This is a genomic window from Accumulibacter sp. (genome assembly GCF_029255145.1).
Classification (GTDB): domain Bacteria; phylum Pseudomonadota; class Gammaproteobacteria; order Burkholderiales; family Rhodocyclaceae; genus Accumulibacter.
On the sequence record NZ_JAPUVQ010000138.1, the window covers coordinates 31,110 to 49,506 of the forward strand.

At 63.5% G+C, this 18,397-nt stretch carries 20 protein-coding genes; 8 read left to right on the forward strand and 12 right to left on the reverse strand.

Annotation, left to right across the window (positions count from 1 at the left end):
* The first annotated feature begins 202 nt into the window (after positions 1–202).
* A complete protein-coding gene (locus Q1L50_RS16775; protein WP_300340908.1) occupies positions 203–1,063 on the forward strand; it encodes a GAF domain-containing protein in 861 nt (286 codons plus the stop codon).
* On the opposite strand, the gene Q1L50_RS16780 is transcribed toward Q1L50_RS16775, so the two are convergent.
* The 6 genes from Q1L50_RS16780 to Q1L50_RS16805 form a co-directional block, all read right to left on the reverse strand.
* Positions 1,064–2,212, reverse strand: a complete 1,149-nt coding sequence (locus Q1L50_RS16780; RefSeq protein WP_300340910.1) for a septal ring lytic transglycosylase RlpA family protein — start codon at positions 2,210–2,212, stop codon at positions 1,064–1,066.
* Entirely contained in the window at positions 2,209–3,315 is a 1,107-nt protein-coding gene (rodA, locus tag Q1L50_RS16785) for a rod shape-determining protein RodA (protein ID WP_300340912.1), read from the reverse strand. Before rodA ends, Q1L50_RS16780 begins: the two co-directional genes overlap by 4 nt.
* A gap of 3 nt (positions 3,316–3,318) precedes the next feature.
* On the reverse strand, positions 3,319–5,214 hold the full coding sequence (gene mrdA / locus Q1L50_RS16790) for a penicillin-binding protein 2 (RefSeq protein ID WP_300340914.1): 1,896 nt from the start codon (positions 5,212–5,214) through the stop codon (positions 3,319–3,321).
* A gap of 78 nt (positions 5,215–5,292) precedes the next feature.
* Positions 5,293–5,814, reverse strand: a complete 522-nt coding sequence (gene mreD / locus Q1L50_RS16795) for a rod shape-determining protein MreD (RefSeq protein ID WP_300340916.1) — start codon at positions 5,812–5,814, stop codon at positions 5,293–5,295.
* A 4-nt stretch (positions 5,815–5,818) separates the two neighbouring features.
* Entirely contained in the window at positions 5,819–6,700 is an 882-nt protein-coding gene (gene mreC, locus Q1L50_RS16800; protein ID WP_300340918.1) for a rod shape-determining protein MreC, read from the reverse strand.
* A 99-nt stretch (positions 6,701–6,799) separates the two neighbouring features.
* Positions 6,800–7,843: a rod shape-determining protein gene (locus Q1L50_RS16805; protein ID WP_300340920.1), complete on the reverse strand. Its 1,044-nt coding sequence runs from the start codon at positions 7,841–7,843 to the stop codon at positions 6,800–6,802.
* A 99-nt stretch (positions 7,844–7,942) separates the two neighbouring features.
* Here Q1L50_RS16805 and gatC point away from each other — a divergent pair, with 99 nt between their 5' ends.
* The 3 genes from gatC to gatB all read left to right on the forward strand — a co-directional run bounded on the left by gatC (position 7,943) and on the right by gatB (position 11,224).
* Positions 7,943–8,239 (forward strand): Asp-tRNA(Asn)/Glu-tRNA(Gln) amidotransferase subunit GatC, encoded by a 297-nt coding sequence (gene gatC / locus Q1L50_RS16810; RefSeq protein ID WP_300340921.1) that lies wholly within the window; start codon positions 7,943–7,945, stop codon positions 8,237–8,239.
* Entirely contained in the window at positions 8,236–9,705 is a 1,470-nt protein-coding gene (gene gatA / locus Q1L50_RS16815; protein WP_300340923.1) for an Asp-tRNA(Asn)/Glu-tRNA(Gln) amidotransferase subunit GatA, read from the forward strand. The genes gatC and gatA overlap by 4 nt, the downstream gene beginning before the upstream one ends.
* 67 nt (positions 9,706–9,772) lie before the next feature.
* A complete protein-coding gene (gene gatB, locus Q1L50_RS16820) occupies positions 9,773–11,224 on the forward strand; it encodes an Asp-tRNA(Asn)/Glu-tRNA(Gln) amidotransferase subunit GatB (protein ID WP_300340925.1) in 1,452 nt (483 codons plus the stop codon).
* Positions 11,225–11,280: 56 nt separating this feature from the next.
* Here gatB and Q1L50_RS16825 read toward each other — a convergent pair whose 3' ends face one another.
* Positions 11,281–11,907: a hypothetical protein gene (locus tag Q1L50_RS16825; RefSeq protein WP_300340927.1), complete on the reverse strand. Its 627-nt coding sequence runs from the start codon at positions 11,905–11,907 to the stop codon at positions 11,281–11,283.
* The gene (gene pyrE / locus Q1L50_RS16830) at positions 11,891–12,538 is read right to left on the reverse strand and encodes an orotate phosphoribosyltransferase (protein ID WP_300340929.1); all 648 of its coding nucleotides are present in this window, start codon (positions 12,536–12,538) and stop codon (positions 11,891–11,893) included. The genes Q1L50_RS16825 and pyrE overlap by 17 nt, the downstream gene beginning before the upstream one ends.
* A gap of 43 nt (positions 12,539–12,581) precedes the next feature.
* Here pyrE and Q1L50_RS16835 point away from each other — a divergent pair, with 43 nt between their 5' ends.
* From Q1L50_RS16835 to Q1L50_RS16850, 4 genes are all read left to right on the forward strand, one after another.
* A complete protein-coding gene (locus Q1L50_RS16835) occupies positions 12,582–13,379 on the forward strand; it encodes an exodeoxyribonuclease III (protein ID WP_300340932.1) in 798 nt (265 codons plus the stop codon).
* Positions 13,380–13,556: 177 nt separating this feature from the next.
* On the forward strand, positions 13,557–13,880 hold the full coding sequence (locus tag Q1L50_RS16840; protein ID WP_300340934.1) for a DUF883 family protein: 324 nt from the start codon (positions 13,557–13,559) through the stop codon (positions 13,878–13,880).
* Positions 13,881–13,895: 15 nt separating this feature from the next.
* Positions 13,896–14,300: a phage holin family protein gene (locus tag Q1L50_RS16845; RefSeq protein ID WP_300340937.1), complete on the forward strand. Its 405-nt coding sequence runs from the start codon at positions 13,896–13,898 to the stop codon at positions 14,298–14,300.
* A 15-nt stretch (positions 14,301–14,315) separates the two neighbouring features.
* A complete protein-coding gene (locus tag Q1L50_RS16850; protein WP_300340940.1) occupies positions 14,316–14,639 on the forward strand; it encodes a YqjK-like family protein in 324 nt (107 codons plus the stop codon).
* Between the two features lie 4 nt (positions 14,640–14,643).
* On the opposite strand, the gene Q1L50_RS16855 is transcribed toward Q1L50_RS16850, so the two are convergent.
* From Q1L50_RS16855 to Q1L50_RS16870, 4 genes are read right to left on the reverse strand one after another with little or no spacing between them, the layout of a single operon-like run.
* Complete coding sequence (locus tag Q1L50_RS16855) at positions 14,644–15,375, reverse strand: uracil-DNA glycosylase family protein (protein ID WP_300340942.1); 732 nt, start codon at positions 15,373–15,375, stop codon at positions 14,644–14,646.
* A complete protein-coding gene (locus Q1L50_RS16860; RefSeq protein ID WP_300340945.1) occupies positions 15,342–16,601 on the reverse strand; it encodes an AmpG family muropeptide MFS transporter in 1,260 nt (419 codons plus the stop codon). The genes Q1L50_RS16855 and Q1L50_RS16860 overlap by 34 nt, the downstream gene beginning before the upstream one ends.
* Positions 16,601–17,224: a methionine biosynthesis protein MetW gene (metW, locus tag Q1L50_RS16865; protein WP_300340948.1), complete on the reverse strand. Its 624-nt coding sequence runs from the start codon at positions 17,222–17,224 to the stop codon at positions 16,601–16,603. Before metW ends, Q1L50_RS16860 begins: the two co-directional genes overlap by 1 nt.
* A complete protein-coding gene (locus Q1L50_RS16870) occupies positions 17,221–18,348 on the reverse strand; it encodes a homoserine O-acetyltransferase (RefSeq protein WP_300340950.1) in 1,128 nt (375 codons plus the stop codon). Before Q1L50_RS16870 ends, metW begins: the two co-directional genes overlap by 4 nt.
* Positions 18,349–18,397: the final 49 nt, after the last annotated feature.

Genomic DNA, 18,397 nt, shown 5'->3' on the forward strand with positions numbered 1-18,397 from the left:
TGTGCGGATTTTGTGACGCGATCCGGCCACCAATTTGACACCTCCGTGAAGTAACGCACAGCGTGGGCAGCTGACCGGAACGTACCATGGCGATCACTTGCTGGTATGCCGACCCACGTGAAGGTCGATTCGTCCGGACCCCATGCTGCCACCCTTTCGACAACTTTCAAGCTCTCTTGACCTGCAAGGCGCATTTGCCCAGTTGTCAAGACGCGGGTTTCCCGGCAACAGCCTAGACGAAACCTTGCGCCAGCTCACCGCCGCGACAGGGCGGATGCTGAACATCGAGCGCGTCAGCTTGTGGGGGTTGACGGCGGAGCACGCCAGTCTCGAATGCATCGATCTCTATGAGTTGTCGCGCGACCGGCACAGCATCGGGATAACTCTGCACGCCACACGCTACCCGGACTACTTCAGGGCACTCGAACGGGGCGAGCCGATCGTCGCCGACGATGCCATGAAACACCCGACGACGCAGGCTTTTACGGAGGACTACCTGCTGATGAACGGCATCAGCGCATTGATCGGCTCGCCGATCCACGTCGATGGAGAACTGCAGGGGGTGCTCTGCGTCGAGCAGGTCGGGCCCCACTCCGCCTGGACTTCGGTGCAACGACTGTTCGCGCATTCGGTCGCCAGCCTGGTCAGCCTGGCGCTGGTGCAACACCAGTTACACCTGATCGAAGAAGAGCTTCGTGATGCGAACAGCCTGCGCCAGGCACTGTTCGCTGGCGCGCGCGACGCGATCCTTATTTCGGACGCGCGCACGGGGCATATTCTCGACGCCAACCCGCAGGCCGAGAGACTGTTCGGTCGACAACTGCAGCAGCTGCTCGGCGTTCTGCAAAGCGAGCTTCATGCCGCCGGTGACGGCCTGGATATTCGCCAGTTGCTGACACTGGCCAAGGCCGATGCGGGCGAAGCGGTCCACAGCGACGTGGTCAAGCTCGACGGCACGGTCATCCCGGTGGAGATCGTCGGCCAGGAGGTGCAGCTCGAAAAAGGCAGGAAGGTCGTCCAGGGCGTGTTCCGCCCGCGATCGGTGGACGCGGGCGGCGACTGATCAGCGCGCCACGAAGGTCGGCTTGTAGCCAAGCGCCAGGCGAATCCTTTCGGCGACGCGTTCGGCATCGGCTCGGCTGTGATAGGGACCCATGTGCACCCGGTGCATGCCGCCGCCGGCAGTGATCTGAATCCCTTCGTTGAGCCAGTCCAGTTCACGCATCAGGTGCAGGCGTAGACTTTCGGCGTTGTCGGCGCTGGAGAAAGCGCCCAGCTGCAGAAAGACTCCGGGTTGCGCCGGCGCCGTGCCGGCAAGCACCGTTGTCGATGGTGAGCGAGGCACCGGCGGTGGTTGTGGCACTGGCTGGGACGGCGGTTCTGGAACGGGCCGCAGTTGCGGCGTCGGCGAAGGCGCCGATGCCACTTCCAGGCCCAGGCTTGCCGCCAGCAGCTCGATCTCGTCACGCCCGTCGGCAGGCACCGCTGTCGGCGCAAACTGAGCCGCAAGAGCACCAGACGCCAACGGCGGGCGCGGCGGCGGCATCACTTGCGCGTAGGTCATCGTCGTCGCACCATCCGGCAGGATCGACTCGACCTGGACCTGGGCGCTGCCGTTGTCCACGTAACCCAGACGGTGGGCGGCGACGTACGACAGGTCGATGATGCGGTCGGCGTGGAAGGGGCCGCGATCGGTGACCCGAACGACCACCGATTTGCCATTGCTGACATTGGTCACCCGGGCATACGACGGGATCGCCAGCGTCGGGTGGGCGGCGGTCATCGAAAACATGTCGTAGGGCTCGCCGATCGACGTCTTCTGGCCGTGAAACTTCTTCCCGTACCAGCTGGCAACTCCGCGCTGTTGATACGGCGAAAGGCTGGTGTTCGGCTGGTAGGCCTTGCCGAGCACGACATAAGGCCGGTTGGCAAAGCGGTGCAAGGGCTCGAGCTGCGGTTGCGGCTCCGGAATCTCGTCGAGATTGTCCGGAATATCGTCGCCTGGACCGTCGTCCTTGTAGTAAGCCCCTCCCCGCTTCTGCACCACGCCGGACTTCCTGGCCGGCGCCTTGCCCTGCGCGGTGCTCCGGGCAGCTGTTTCCGGCACGCCCGACGGCTGCGAAGCACAGGCGGCAAGCAGCAGCGGTACGCTCAACAGCCAGAGCGCCGGGCACAGCCAACGATCAGCCCATCCCGCCTTGGCACGCCTCATGTTCGGACCAACATGCGGTGCGAATGGATGCTCATCAGGATGCCGATGCTGACCGACAGGGTCACCAGCGCAGTCCCTCCATAGCTCATGAACGGGAGCGGGACGCCAACCACCGGCAGAATCCCGCTGACCATCCCCATGTTAACGAAGACGTAGGTGAACAGGCTCAGCGTCACCGATCCGGCCACCACCCGAGCGAAAAGTGTCGACGCCTTGGCGGCGATCATCAGCCCACGGCCGATCAGCAGCAGGTACAGCAACAGCAGGATGCAGTTGCCCAGCAAACCGCGTTCCTCGGAAAAGACGGCGAGGATGAAGTCTGTATGACGCTCGGGGATGAACTCCAGGTGGGTCTGCGTACCGGCCAGCCAGCCCTTGCCAAAACTGCCTCCCGAGCCGATGGCGATGGTCGACTGAATGATGTGGTAACCCGATCCGAGCGGATCGGTCGTCGGGTCGATGAGGGTCAGGATACGTTTCCGCTGGTAGTCATGCAGCATGGTCCACACGAAAGGTGCGGCGCCGGCGGCGCCGGCGAACAGCCCGACCATCACGCCCCATGGCAGGCCCGCAAAAAAAATGACGTAGAAACCGGCGGCGCCGACCAGAATCGCCGTTCCAAGGTCGGGTTGCTTGGCGATCAGAGCAAAGGGCAGCAGCAACAGCAGACAGGCGATCACGTAATGGCGAAACCTGAGCAGCGCTTCGTGCTTGTGAAAGTACCAGGCGAGCATCAGCGGCACCGCGATCTTCAAGAGTTCGGATGGCTGGACTCGCGTGAAGCCCAGCGACAGCCACCGCCTGGCGCCATTGACCTTGATCCCGAAAAAGTACACCAGGATCAACAGAACAATGCCAATGAGATAGAGCGGGACACCGAAACGCATCAGCTTCTGCGGTGGCAACTGCGCGACCGCCCACATCGCGCCGAGCCCGACCAACATGTTCAGGGCCTGTGCCAGCAAGCGGTTGTTGGCGTCGTAGGTGGCGCTGAAGACGGTCGCCAGACCGGCCGCCATGATCGCCGCCGTGATCAGCAGCAGCGGCACGTCGACATGCTCGACCAGACGCCGCCAGACGCGCGCCAGGAACTCACGCAGCATCAGTTAGTCCTCCTCGACATCGTCTTCCGGGGCAGCCCCCTTGGGTAGCTTGCCAAGCAGATAGTAATCGAAAACCATGCGCGCGATCGGCGCCGCTGACTGGGCGCCAAAACCGCCGTTCTCGACGACCACGGCCAGCGCAATCTTCGGCGCGTCCGCCGGTGCAAAGGCGATGAACAGGGCATGGTCGCGCAGTTCCTGCTTCAGCCTGGACGACTTGTACTCGCTCCCCTTGAGGCTGAAGACCTGCGCTGTCCCGGTCTTTCCTCCAGACGTGTAGCCGGCACCGGCAAAGGCGCGCGCGCCGGTGCCCTGGGTATTGACGCCAACCATGGCGTTCCTGATGGTCTCGACATGCTGCGGTTTCCATGCCAGGCGCCGCATCGGTTCGGGCTCGATCATCGTCTTCTCGCCAGTCCGGCTGTCGGTGATGTACTTGACCAGATGCGGCCGGAACATCACGCCGTTGTTGGCGACAGCGGCCGTTGCCTGCGCCAGCTGGATCGGCGTGTAGGAGTTGTAGCCCTGGCCAATGCCGATCGAAATCGTTTCCCCGGCAAACCATTTCTGCTGCTCGGGCCGTCTGAAGCGGCGCTTTTTCCACTCGGGTGACGGTAGCACACCTTCCGACTCGCCCTCGATGTCTACCCCGGTCTTCTGGCCAAATCCAAGCTGACCCATGAAGCGGGCGATGGCATCGATGCCCATGTCGTTGGCCAGCATGTAGTAGTAGGTATCGCAGGAATGGACAATCGACTTGTACATGTCGACCGTGCCGTGCCCGCCCTTCTTGTCATCGCGAAAATGATGGCCGGCGAAGTTGAAGAACCCGGGATCCGAAATTGCCTGACCAGGCGTACGTTTGCCGGTCTCCAGCGCCGCCAGGGCCATGAACGGCTTGAACGTCGAACCCGGGGGATAGGTGCCATTGAGAGCCCGGTTGAGCATCGGCCTTTCCGGCGAATTGTTGAGCAGTTCCCAGTCATCGCTGCGAATGCCATCGATGAACAGATTCGGGTCAAAGGACGGGTTGGAGACCAGCGCCAGAATCCCGCCGGTCGCCGGCTCGATCGCCACCAGGGCGCCGCGGCGGTCGCCAAAAGCCTTCTCGGCCATTTCCTGCAACTTGACGTCCAGCGTCAACGTCAGCCTGCTACCCTGAATCGGCGCGGTGCGCGACAGGCTGCGAATCGCTCTGCCGCCAGCGTCGATCTCGACCTGCTCGTAACCGGTTTCGCCGTGCAACTGAAACTCGTATTTCTGCTCGATTCCGGTCTTGCCGATGTGGTCGGTGCCCCGGTAGTTCGCCGCCAGCTCGCTTTCGTCGATCATCTCCAGGTCGCGCTTGTTGATGCGATTGATGTAGCCAACGGCATGCGAAGCGATTGGCCCCAGGGGATACTGGCGAAACAGGCGTGCCTTGACCTCGACGCCCGGGAACAGGTAGCGGTTGGCAGCAAACCTGGCCACTTCTTCCTCGCTCAATCGGGTCCGAATCGGCAGGCTTTCGAAGCTCTTGCTCTCCTCCAGCAACTTGCGAAAGCGCTTGCGGTCCTTGGGCAGCACTTCGATCAGCTGGCCCAGTCCATCGATCGTCGCTTCAAGGTCGGCGACCTTCGATGGCGTGATTTCCAGCGTAAAGGCCGAGTAGTTGCGCGCCAGGACGACACCGGCGCGATCGACGATCACTCCGCGATTGGGGACGATCGGCACCACCGAGATCCGATTGTCCTCGGCACGGGTGGTGTAGTAGTCGTGCTGGACCACCTGCAGGTAAAAAAACCGGGTAGCCAGAAGTGCCAGTGCCCCCAGCACGGCGATGCCGGCCAGAATGATTCGGAAGTGGAAGCGATGAAGCTCACCATCCGGAGCGTTCAGCGTCGAATGATGGGCGGGCACGGTCACTCCCTCAACGACGGTGCCCCGCCCGCGGCCGAAGGCGAGGGTCGCGCGACGCGCAACCTGGCTAACGCTGGCTCACAGCGGGCGGTTGGCATCGCGGTCGACGGGTTGGTGCTGCGGTAGCAGGAGGACAAAAGTGAGCAGCGGCCACAACAGGGCGGCGAAGAACGGTCCGAGGAGATAAGCCATGCCGGGGAAGTCGGCACCAACCATGGCCCACACGCCGAGTTGCACCAACTGCACCAGCAGCAGCAACGGAAAGACCTGCAACGCTTGCTGGCCAAGCGGAAACCACAGAATGCGACGCGACAGCGAAGCCCCCCCGTAGGCCACCAGCACATAGGCCAGCGCGTGCTGACCCAGCACGCTGGCATCGGCAACGTCCATTGCCAGGCCGAAGACAAAGGCCAGCCCCATGCCCACCAGGCGCGGCTCGCGAACACTCCAGAAAACGATCACCAGCGCCAGCCAGTCGGGCACCGCGGGCCACACCGAAGTCGGCAGGAAGTTGAGCACCAGCGCGACCAGCAACGTGAAGCCGATGAACCACGGCCTTACGGGCAGCAGGATGCGCGATGACGAGTAGCTGGTCTGCACCGCCTCAGTCCCTTTTCAGGCGTTTCTTCTTCGCCTGTCCTGATCGGGCCGAAGCCTTGCCATCCTTGCCCGTCGCCTCGCTCGCCAGCTCCTCCGGCAAGACCACCGGCGGACGGGGATCGAGCACCATCACCTCGCTGAAGTGCTCGACGCCCGCCAGGGGCACGCAGAAGATCCGGGCAAACGAGTAAGCGGTGTCGCTTTCGATGTGTACCACCTTGGCCACCGGGAAACCCGGCGGAAAGATCCCGTCCAGCCCCGAGGTCACCAGCACGTCGCCATTCTGGATATCAGCATTGGCCGGGACAAAGCGCAGTTCCAGCTGCCCGCTGCCCAGGCCGAAAACGACCGAGCGCAGGCCCGTTCGCACGACCTGAACGGGTACCGCCTGCTCTTTGTCGGTAATCAGGGTGACTTCCGCCACGAAGGGAAATACCCGGGTTACCTGGCCGACGATTCCAGCGTCATCAATCACCGGTTGCCCGGCGACGACCTTGTCCTGTTGCCCCTTGTCGATGACGACGCGGCGCGCGTACGGGTCGCGCGCCGAATAAAGGATCTGCGCCACCTGACCACTGACCCGCTGCCGCTCCTTGACGCCAAGCAGCTTGCGCAGACGCTGGTTCTCGACCTCGATCTGCTGGCTGCGGAGCAGCGTCGCGACGTTCTCGAGGCGAGCACGTTTCAGTTCCGCGTTTTCATCCTGCAAACGCGTCAGGGTGGCGAAATAGCTGCCGGCGTTGTCCAGGAACTGCGCCGGAAAATGGGCGAGGTGCTGTACGGGGTGGGTGAACATCGACAGGCCCTGGCGCAAGACCTCAAGCGTGCGAAAGCGCACATCGACGACCAGCAGCGCGATCGAAAGCGCCACATAGAACGAAAGCAACGCTACGGGCGCCGGCCCGCGCTTGAAAAACGGTGGCGGCTGATGGTCTATCAATCGAGGATCGAAGTCGGCGACTCGCGGCACTCAGGCCGCGCGTCTTCAGTCGGAAGCGAAAATGCTGCCGAGATTATCCATCTTTTCGAGTGCCAGACCACAGCCCCGGGCCACGCAGGTCAGCGGCTCCTCGGCAACGATCACCGGCAGACCGGTCTCCTCCATCAGCAGGCGATCGAGGTCGCGCAGCAAGGCACCGCCACCGGTCAGCACCATGCCTTTGTCGGCGATGTCGGCACCGAGTTCCGGCGGGGTCTTCTCGAGCGCCGACTTTACCGCCGAAACCACGCTGTTCAGCGGTTCGGTCAGCGCCTCGAGGATTTCATTCGAAGAAATGGTGAACTTGCGCGGAATGCCTTCGGCCTTGTTGATCCCCGAGACCTCCATCTCGCGCACCTCGGCTCCGGGAAACGCCGAACCGATTCTCTTCTTGATGTTTTCAGCCGTGTTCTCGCCGATCAACATGCCGTAGTTGCGGCTGATGTAGTTCATGATCGCCTCGTCGAGCTTGTCGCCACCGACGCGCACCGAACCAGCGTAGACCATGCCGCCAAGCGAAATGACGCCGACTTCGGTGGTCCCGCCACCGATGTCGACGACCATCGAACCGGTCGGCTCGGACACCGGCAGGCCGGCGCCAATCGCCGCCGCCATCGGCTCCTCGATCAGGAACACCTGACTTGCGCCGGCACCGATCGCCGACTCGCGAATGGCGCGGCGCTCGACCTGGGTCGACCCCGACGGCACGCAAATGATGATTCGCGGCGAGGGTGACAGCAGTCGTGAGTCGTGCACCTTCTTGATGAACTGCTTGAGCATCTGCTCGGTGACCGTGAAGTCGGCGATCACGCCGTCCTTCATCGGCCGGATGACGGTAATCGCGCCAGGCGCCTTGCCAAGCATCTCCTTGGCTGCCTTGCCGACAGCCTGGATGGTCTTCTTGGAACTGGGCCCACCCTCGGTCCGGATGGCGACCACGGACGGCTCGTCGAGGACGATTCCCTTGGAGCGCACGTAGATCAGGGTATTGGCCGTGCCAAGGTCGATGGCGAGATCGTTCGAAAAATAACTGCGCAGAAAACTGAACATGCTTGCGAAATCCGTGATGGCCCGCAGGGCTGCGGTGGGAAAAACTTTTATGATACCTTATATGGCTACCTCGTTTAACACCTTAGTGATTTCCCAACCATGTCGCTGACCCTAGAACAGGTCCACCGCGTTGCCCACCTCGCCCGCATCGAAATCAGCGAGGCCGAGGGGCAGAGCACGCTCACCCACCTGAATGGCATTTTTTCCCTGATCGAAGAAATGCAGGCCGTTGATACGCGAGGCGTCGAACCGATGGCGCACGCCCAGGACCTGGCGCAGCGCCTGCGTGCCGACCACGTCAGCGAGCCTGACGGACTCGATCAACGGTCCGCTTTCCAGGCCATCGCCCCTGAGACCGAGGCTGGCCTTTACCTCGTGCCGAAGGTCATCGAATGATCGAGCGCAGCCTGCAGGCCCTGCGACAGGCACTGGCCGCAAGAGAGATTTCCAGCGTCGAACTGACGCAACTCTACCTCGATCGCATCGCGCGGCATGACCCGCAGCTCAACGCCTTCATCACCGTAGACCAGACCAGAAGCCTGGCCCAGGCTCGCGCCGCCGACGAACAACTGGCGAGGGGAGAGGCCGGCCCGCTGACCGGCATCCCGATCGCCCACAAGGATATCTTCTGCACCCGCGGCTGGCTGACCACCTGTGGGTCGAAGATCCTGGGCAATTTCGTCAGCCCCTACGACGCGGCGGTGATTGCCCGCTTCGCGGCGGCGGGAGCGGTATTGATCGGCAAGACCAACATGGACGAGTTCGCCATGGGTTCTTCGAACGAAACGTCGTTCTACGGACCAGTCAAGAACCCCTGGGACGCCAGTTGCGTTCCCGGCGGATCGTCCGGCGGCTCGGCGGCGGCGGTCGCCGCGCGCCTGGCGCCGGCAGCCACCGGCACCGACACCGGCGGATCGATCCGCCAGCCGGCCGCCCTGTGCAACCTGACCGGAATGAAACCGACCTATGGCGTCGTCTCGCGTTACGGGATGATCGCCTTCGCCTCCTCACTCGACCAGGCGGGCCCGCTGGCGCGCTCGGCGGCCGACTGCGCGCTGTTGCTCAACACCATGGCCGGCTTCGACGAGCGCGATTCGACCAGCCTCGACCGACCGCTCGAAGACTACAGCCGCGAGCTCAACGTGCCCCCCGGCGACAAACCACTGGCTGGCTTGAGGATTGGCCTGCCGGACGAGTTTTTTGGCGAAGGATGCAGCCCTGAGGTGATGCGACTGGTCGAAGCAGCGATCGCCGACTACCGCCAGCTCGGCGCCGAGACGGTCGCCATCAGCCTGCCCAGCACGCACCTCTCGGTCGCCGCGTATTACGTGATCGCACCCGCCGAAGCCAGCTCGAACCTGGCGCGTTTCGATGGCGTACGCTATGGCTATCGGGCGCCGCAATACCAGGATCTCAACGACCTGTACAGCAAGACCCGCGCGCAGGGCTTCGGTGCGGAAGTCAAGCGCCGTATCCTGATCGGCACCTACGTCCTCTCGCATGGTTACTACGACGCGTACTATCTGCAGGCGCAACGCATTCGTCGGCTGATCGCCGACGACTTCGCCAAGGCCTTCCGGCAATGCGACGTGATCGTCGGGCCGACCAGCCCGAGCACCGCCTTCAAGCTCGGTGAGAAAGCGGCCGACCCGGTGCAGATGTATCTGTCGGACATCTACACCATCGCCGTAAACCTGGCCGGCCTGCCGGCGATCTCGATCCCCTGTGGATTTGCCGGCGGCCTGCCGGCTGGCCTGCAGCTGATCGGCGACTATTTCACCGAGACCAGGCTGCTGAACGTCGCCCACCGCTACCAGCAGACCAGTTCGTGGCATCTGCAGCAGCCGGGCGGGTTCGCCTGATGACCGGACCGTACCCGCGCTGGCGCGGTATCGGCAGTCGCCGTTCTTGAGAAGAAAGCACGAAGTGATGAAAGCATGGGAAGTGGTCATCGGTATCGAAACGCACGCGCAGTTGTCGACGCAGGCGAAGATTTTTTCCGGCAGTTCGACGGCTTTCGGCGCGGCGCCCAATGTCCAGGCCAGCGCCGTCGATATCGCCCTGCCCGGGGTGCTGCCGGTACTCAACAAGGGCGCCGTCGAATGCGCGATCAGGTTTGGGCTGGCGGTCGGCGCGACGATCGCGCCACGATCGGTTTTCGCACGCAAGAACTACTTCTACCCGGACCTCCCCAAGGGTTATCAGATCAGCCAGTACGAGTTGCCGGTGGTGCTTGGCGGCAAGCTGGCGATTCAGCTCGGCGACAGTGAGAAAGAGGTGAAGCTTACCCGCGCCCACCTCGAGGAAGACGCCGGCAAATCGCTGCACGACGGCCTCGGCCACCATTTCCACGGACGCTCGGGGATCGACCTCAACCGCGCCGGCACACCCCTGCTGGAGATCGTCACCGAGCCCGACATGCGTTCTGCCACGGAAGCGGTGGCTTACGCGCGGGCCTTGCACGCGCTCACGCGCTGGATCGGCATCTGCGACGGCAACATGCAGGAGGGATCGTTCCGCTGTGACGCCAACGTCTCGGTACGCCGGGTCGGCCAGGCAGCGCTCGGGACTCGGCGCGAAATCAAGAACCTGAACTCGTTTCGCTTCATGCAGCAGGCGATCGACTACGAGGTGTCATGGCAGATCGCCACTCTCGAAGACGGTGGCACGGTCGAACAGGCGACGGTCCTGTTCGACGCCGCGACCGGCGAAACGCGCGCCATGCGCTCGAAGGAAGACGCCCACGACTACCGCTACTTCCCCGACCCCGACCTGCTGCCGCTGCTGATCGACCGGCAGTGGATCGAGCGGGTCGCGGCGCAGATGCCCGAACTGCCCGCAGCCAAGCGCGAGCGCCTGCTTGCCGACTACGGGCTCTCGGCCTACGATGCGAAGCTCCTGACCAGTTCGCTCGAACTGGCGGCCTACTACGAAGCGAGCGTAGCGGCGGCCGGCAGGTCAAACGCCAAGGCCTGCGCCAACTGGGTGATGGTCGACCTGACCGCCCGACTGAACAAGGACGACCGGGAAATAGATCAGTCGCCGGTATCGGCCGAGCAACTCGGCGGCATCGTCGCCCGCGTCGGCGACGCCACGATCTCGACCACTATTGCCAGGAAGGTATTCGATTCGCTGTGGAACGGCGAGAGCACATCGGCTGACGAGATCATCGCCAGACACGGCTGGCAGCAGATCACCGACGGCAACGCTCTGGAGACCACCCTTGACGAACTGCTCGCCGACAATGCAGCGATGGTCGCCGAGTTCCGGGCCGGCAAGGAAAAGGCCTTCAACGCCCTGGTCGGTCAGGCGATGAAGCGGACCCGGGGCAAGGCCAACCCGCAACAAGTCAGCGAACTGCTCCGCAAGAAACTCGGCTGAAGGCCAACGGCAGCCAACGTGCAGGCGTGGCGCCGGCGGTGGCCGCCGCCAGCGCCTCAGCGGCGCTCCGAGGCGCGTTTCGAGATATCGATGAAGCGGCGCAGATCCTCGTCGTACTTGAGCCGGGTCGCCTCCATGTCCTTGCGCTTGGACTCGATCACCGACTCCTGCGCGCGGATCTCGTAGTCGGCATCGCGCAAGCCCTTGGCGACCTCCGCGGGCAACGGCCGGTTCTTGTAGAACTCGGCCTCGTTCTCGTACTTTTTTCGGTGTTTGCGTATTTCAGCGATGCGCTCCTCGGAGGCCTGGACCGATGCCGCGAGATCGCTCTGGGCGCGACTGCGCATCACTTCGATATCTTTCTCACTACCATAGGTATTGAGCAGCGCCTGATCCTTTCGCCGCTGCTCGCTCAGCACGCGCTCCTGCTCCTGACGCCGCCGTTCCGCAGCCGCCTTCGCCGCACGCTCGTCGGCGCTGAGCGGTGCCTCGACCACTCTTGAAGTCCGTCCCGACTGACCGAGCTCTCGATAGGCGCGCCCATAGCACGCTGACGGCAAGATGTCGCCACAAACCTGCTTGCCCGATTCGTCGTGGCAGCAAAAGATGCGCGGTGCGGCGATACCCGAACCGACGCCCGTCACCAGCAGCAGTTGCAGCACGAGCCTAATCGCCGCGCGCAATGCCATATTCCTGCCGATAGCTCGCTACGGCCGCTTCGTTATGGCTGAAATCCGGGCGGCCATGAAGGAAAGCCAGCAGGTCGTCGAGGCTGGCCACGGCGACCACCGGAATCCCGTAATCGCGCCGGACTTCCTGCACCGCGGACAATTCGCCGCGGCCCCGCTCCATTCGGTCGAGTGCGATGACCACCCCGCAGGGCGTCGCCCCGGCGGCACGAATCAGTTCGACCGACTCGCGCACCGACGTCCCGGCTGAAATCACGTCGTCAACAATCAGCACCCTGCCGGCCAGCGGAGCGCCGACAATACAGCCACCTTCGCCGTGATCCTTGGTCTCCTTGCGATTGAACGAGAACGGCAGATTCAATCCTGCCTGTGCCAGCGCGACGGCGACCACCGCGACCAGCGGGATGCCCTTGTAGGCCGGTCCGACCAGCGCGTCGACGGCGACACCGCTGCTGGTGATCGCCTTCGCGTAGAATTCCGCCAGGCGAGCCAACGCGGCACCGTTGTTGAACAAACCGGAATTGAAGAAATACGGCGACTGCCGCCCGGCCTTGGTCGTGAACTCACCAAAACGCAGAACCTCCTGCCTGACGGCAAACTCGATGAATTCCTGACGAAAGTCCATAAAGCCTTTTTCTGGAACAAGGCCGCTTCCGGCCCGGTGCCCTATGTTACGCATCATTACCCTGAACCTCAACGGCATTCGCTCGGCCTGGCGCAAGGGCCTGCTGCCCTGGGCCACCGCCCAGAATGCGGACTTCATCTGCGTGCAGGAGCTGAAAGCCCAGCACGCAGACCTCAGCGAGGAGATGAAGGCGCCGGATGGCTTCGACGCCTACTACCATTGCGCAGCGCAGAAGGGCTATAGCGGCGTCGGCCTCTGGTGCCGCAAGAAACCCGACAGGGTCATCGATCTGCTCGGAAGTGCCGAGTTCGACGTCGAGGGACGTTTTCTGCGTGCCGATTTCGGCCGCCTGTCGGTGATCTCGCTGTACCAGCCCTCGGGATCCAGCTCCGAACAACGCCAGGAGGCCAAATTCCGCTTCATGGCGTTCATCTACCCGCAGCTCGTTGAACTCGCATCGAGTGGGCGAGACGTCGTCGTTGGTGGCGACTGGAACATCGCCCATCGGGAAATTGATCTCCGAAACTGGCGCGGCAACCGCAACAACTCAGGCTTCCTGCCCGAGGAGCGCGCGTGGGTCAGCCGATTGCTCGACCAGGGCGGATGGTGCGACGTCTTCCGCGACCTGCACCCGACCAGCACCGACGACGCGTATACCTGGTGGTCAAATCGCGGCCAGGCGTGGGCGAAGAACGTCGGCTGGCGGCTCGACTACCAGCTGGCAACACCCGCCATTGCGGCGCGGGCCAGAAGCGCAGAGGTCTTCAAGGAACAGCGCTTCAGCGACCACGCGCCGCTGACCATCGACTACGACTATGACTTCGACACAGCCAGCAGCTGAATAATGTCCTTCAGCAGGACCTGCAACTCGCAACGAGTCATGCTCTTGATCGTTTGCATTGATCTCCACCGGTAATTTCTATACTCTGAAAGAGTTGCTGGACGATCATCCGGTGTTGTACGACGCTCTTGTAGCATCACGCCCCTTTCAATCTTACTGTCCACTGCGAGGTCCATCATGCCCGACGCCAATAACGAACTTTCCACCTCTAGCAAGCAGAAACTGGTCTCCGATATGAAGATCGTCGTTTCCGATGCAGAGGAAATCCTGCGCGCTACCGCTGGTGTTGCCGGCGAAAAGATGGGCGACTTGCGCGAGCGCATCGGTGAGCGCCTGCGCGACGCCAAGCTCCGTCTGGCGGATGCCGAGGTCGCCGTGGTCGATAGAACCAAGGCTGCGGCGCGCGCCACCGACGATTTTGTCCACGAGAATCCGTGGCGGGCAGTCGGCGTTGCGGCTTTCGTCGGCCTGCTGCTTGGTGCGGTCATCAGCCGCCGCTAGGTATCCGCCTTCTTGATGAGCGAGACTCCTGCCCGCACCGGGAGCAACGGCCTGTTTGGCAGAGCCAGGAACGGTGCGGCTGCACTGCTCGGCACCGGCAAGACGCGGCTCGAACTCCTGGGCAACGAACTCAAGGAGGAAAAGCTGCGGGCAGTCCGCCTGCTGCTCCTGTCGCAACTGCTGGCGTTCTGTCTGGCGGTCGGCACGATCCTGCTGGTCGCCATGCTGGTGGTCATCTTCTGGGAGAGCAGAGTGATCGTCCTGGCCTGCGCCCTTGGGCTCTTCGTCGTTGGCAGCGGTTTTGCCTACGCCGCTCTGAAACGGGCCATGCATCGCCCCGACCGCCTGTTCGCAGCCAGTGTTGCCGAACTTGGCGAAGACCTTCGACAGCTCAAGGGCGCTGCCCGCGATGAAGCCTGACACGCGCTGCCCGCGATGAATCAGGAGCTGATCGACCTTGCCGTCGAGCGCGGCCGGCTGATCGAACGAATCAGCAGCCAGCGGCAACGCCTCGGCCAGGAACTGCAACCGATCGGCGAGGCCTTGCAAGGCGCCGATCGCGTCCTGGCCAGCGTGCGCAAGGGCTGCGGTTACGTTCAGGAACACCCGGAGGTGGTCGCCGTCGGGGTGGCGCTATTGATCGTCGTACAGCCCCGTCGCGTCTGGCGCTGGAGCAAACGCGGCTTCGTCGCCTGGCGTACCTGGCGGATGGTACGCAGCCAGATCGCCGATCTTGGCCTGCTGACCCCCCGCCGATAGCCAGTCAGTCCCAAACGCCGAGCGTGCGAAGCTGCGTGCTGGCGGCTTCTGCCCAACCGCGGTTGGCTGCCGGGCTGGCTGGACTCGGATGCAGCACGCGCCCGACTCTGACCGTCGTTCCAGCCAGCGCCTCGCGTGCCCTCGTTTCGGCGAAAGCACCGACGCCAATCACCCATTCAGGCTGCAGCGCCATGACCAGCGTCTTCAGATGCGCGTCGCACACCGCCTGGAGCGCTGCCGCCTCGGCGGCCGGCAGCTTGTCCGGTGTCAGGTTGCGGCCGCGCTCGAAGAAGGCAAGCGGGCAGTAGTTCGCGACAAAGTGTTCGCGAAAGAAACACTCGGCGGTGCCGAAGCGTTCGCGAAACAGCCCCCACAGGCGCCGGCCGCTGACTTCCGAACGGGTGCAGGCAAAACCTTCGATCGGCCGCCAGGGATTCTCCAGCGCCGGCTTGCGCACCGCGCATTCGATCCCCAGCCAGTCACGCACCGCGGCAATTTCACCGAACGGCACCCCGCTCTGAACCATCCCGAAAGGCCCCGGATTCATCCCGAGAAAGACCACCCGCCGGCGACCGGCAGCGTAGCGACGCAAGTAAGATTCGTGCGGCTCCCGGGCGTAAGTCAGCGGGTCATAGGTGTGGCTGACGGGTGGCGCGAAGCTCAGCGTCGCCAGCCTTGCCGACAACTGCCGGGCGGCGGCGGTCAGCGTTTTGGCGATGCGATGATCTCGTTCCATGGGGCAACCCTGTACAGCAGCAACATCCCCGGCGCAGCGAGCACGAAGCACAAAAGAAAGAAGTTGACCCACCCCAGGGACTCGACCAGTGCGCCCGCGGTGGCGTTGATGAAGGTCCGTGGTACAGCGGCCAGACTGGTAAACAGCGCGAACTGGGTGGCCGTGAAGGCCGGGTTGGTGGCGCGCGCGATGAAGGCGATGAACGCCGCCGTTCCAAGCCCGACGCCAAGATACTCCGCACCGATCACGCCGGCCAGCGCGACGCGGTCAAGGAGGTCGATCGCCGGCTGCACACCACGCGATGCCAGCCAGGCGAAGCCGAGAATAGTCACCATCTGAACCACCCCGAACAGCCACAGCGCGCGGTTGATCCCCAGGCGTACCATCCACAGCCCGCCGAGCAGACCGCCGAATACTGCCGGCCAGAGTCCGGCGTGTTTGGCGATCATCCCGATGTCGGTCATGCTGTAGCCGAGGTCAAGATAGAACGGCGTCGACAGACTGGTGGCCAGCGAGTCACCCAGCTTGTAGAGGAAGATGAAGCCGAGTACCAGTGCCGCGCCCAGCCAGCCCTTGCGGCCGATGAACTCGTGGAAGGGCTCGACGACCGCTGCCCGCAAGGTCTTTGGCGCGGCCAGAGCGACCGGTTCGTCCACCAGCAACACCATCACCATTCCCGGCACCATGAAGGCGGCGGTAATCCAGAACACCTGCGCCCAGGGGATCAGGTCGGCGAGGATCAGCGACAGCGACCCCGGTACCAGTCCGGCAACCCGGTAAGCGTTCACGTGTACCGAATTGCCGAGCCCGAGTTCCTCGTCACGGAGAATCTCGCGCCGAAAGGCGTCCAGCGCCACGTCCTGCGTCGCGGACAGGAAAGCGAGGGCCACCGACAGCCAGATCACCGGCGTCAGATTGGTCGACGGCGAGAAGCCGCCGAGCAGCCCGATCGACAGCAGCAGTCCGACTTGCGAGAGCAGCATCCAGCCGCGCCGACGACCCAGCGGCAGGCGATAGCGATCGAGCGCGGGTGCCCAGAGGAATTTCCAGGTGTAGGGAAACTGGATCAGCGCGAAGAAACCGATGATCTTCAGGTCAACGCCGTCGCTGCGCAGCCATGCCGGCAACAGGTTCAGCAGCAGGTACAGCGGCAGGCCGGAACTGAAACCGGTGAACACGCAAATCAGCATCTGCCGGGTCAGCAGCAGGCGCAGCCAGGCGGGCATCAGGACTTTCGCCCGAGCCGATAGAAAGCAAGGCTGCCGTTCAGATTGGGATCGTCGGAGACTTCGCGCCCGGCTTCGTCGAAGGCCAGGCGTTCGCGAATCTCGATCTCGAGCCGGGCGCACAGGTCTTCGAAATCGACGATGGTGAAGAAGCGCACATTCGGGGTGTCGAACCAGTCGTATGGCAGATCTTCCGAAACCGGCATGTGTCCGGCGGCAATCGCCGCGCGGTTCGCGCGGTAGGCAAAGTTCGGGAAGCTGACCACCGCCTCGGCGGCAACGCGCAGCATCTCGGTCAGGATGCGCTCGGTGGTATGCATGGTCTGCAGGGCCTGCGAAATGACGGCGTGGTCGAAGGATCGATCCTCGAAGCCCAGCAGCCCGCATTCGATGTCCATCTGAATCACATCGACGCCATTGCGGATGCATCCGAGAACGCTTTCATGGTCGATCTCGACCCCGTAACCGGTGACGTCGCGCGTCTCGTTGAGGTAGCGCAACAGCCGGCCGTCGCCGCAACCCAGGTCGAGAACGCGCTCACCGGGCGACAGCCAGTTGGCGATCACCGCGAAATCGAAGCGCTCTCGCTGCTCGGCTCTGGCTCTCCTCTCGTACTCGGTCATACGGCGATGTTTCCCAGGTAGGCGCGCAGCAAGGCGTGGTAGTGCTGGTCGTCAAGCAGGAAGGAATCGTGGCCGGCATCGCAGTCGATCTCCGCGTACACCACGCGCAGGCGGTTATGCAGCAGGGCAAAGACGATCTCGCGCGAGCGTGCCGGGGCAAAGCGCCAGTCGGTCGAAAAACTGGCGACGAAGAACCTCGCCCTGGCGCGGGCCAGCGCGCTGGCCAAGTGACCGTCAAAGTCGTAGGCAGGATCGAAATAGTCGAGCGCCTTGGTCATCATCAGGTAGGTATTGGCGTCGAAAAAAGCGGCGAACTTGTTGCCCTGGTAGCGCAGGTACGACTCGATCTCGAAATCCACGTCGTAGCTGAACTTGTGCTCGCCGTGGCGTAGCTGCCGGCCGAATTTCTCGGCCATCTGGCTATCCGACAGGTAGGTGATGTGGCCGACCATTCGCGCCAGGCGCAATCCCCTGGTCGGGATGACGCCGTGCTCCGCGTAATGGCCGCCATGAAAATCCGGATCGGAAATGATCGCCTGCCGCGCGACCTCGTTGAAGGCGATGTTCTGCGCCGACAGCTTGGGCGCCGAGGCGATGACCATGGCGTGACGGATGCGCTCGGGGAACTGCAGCGACCACTCGAGCGCCTGCATCCCGCCGAGACTGCCGCCAATCACGGCGGCCCAGGTGTGGACGCCAAGATGGTCGGCCAGCCGGGCTTGCGCCGCCACCCAGTCGGCAACCGTCAGCAGCGGAAAATCGGCACCGTAGCGCTTGCCGGTATCCGGTCTGATCGACAGCGGGCCGGTCGATCCGTAGCAGCCACCAAGATTGTTGACCCCGACGACGAAGAACTTGCGCGTATCGAGCGGCTTGCCGGGACCAACCAGGTTGTCCCACCAGCCGATGTTCTCCGGGTCGTCGGCATAATGGCCGGCCACGTGGTGACTGCCGGCGAGCGCGTGGCAGACCAGCACGGCGTTGGAGTGCGCGGCGTTGAGCGTGCCATAGGTTTCGAAGACCAGTTCGAAGCCAGCTAGCTGGGCGCCGCTCTTCAGCGTCAGTGGCGCGTCGAACTGCATTCGCCGCGGCACGACGAGCCCGACAGAATTCTCTGGTGACATCGCAATTGGTTCGGTAACAGGGGCAGAAAAAACCCGGTCAGCTGGCAAT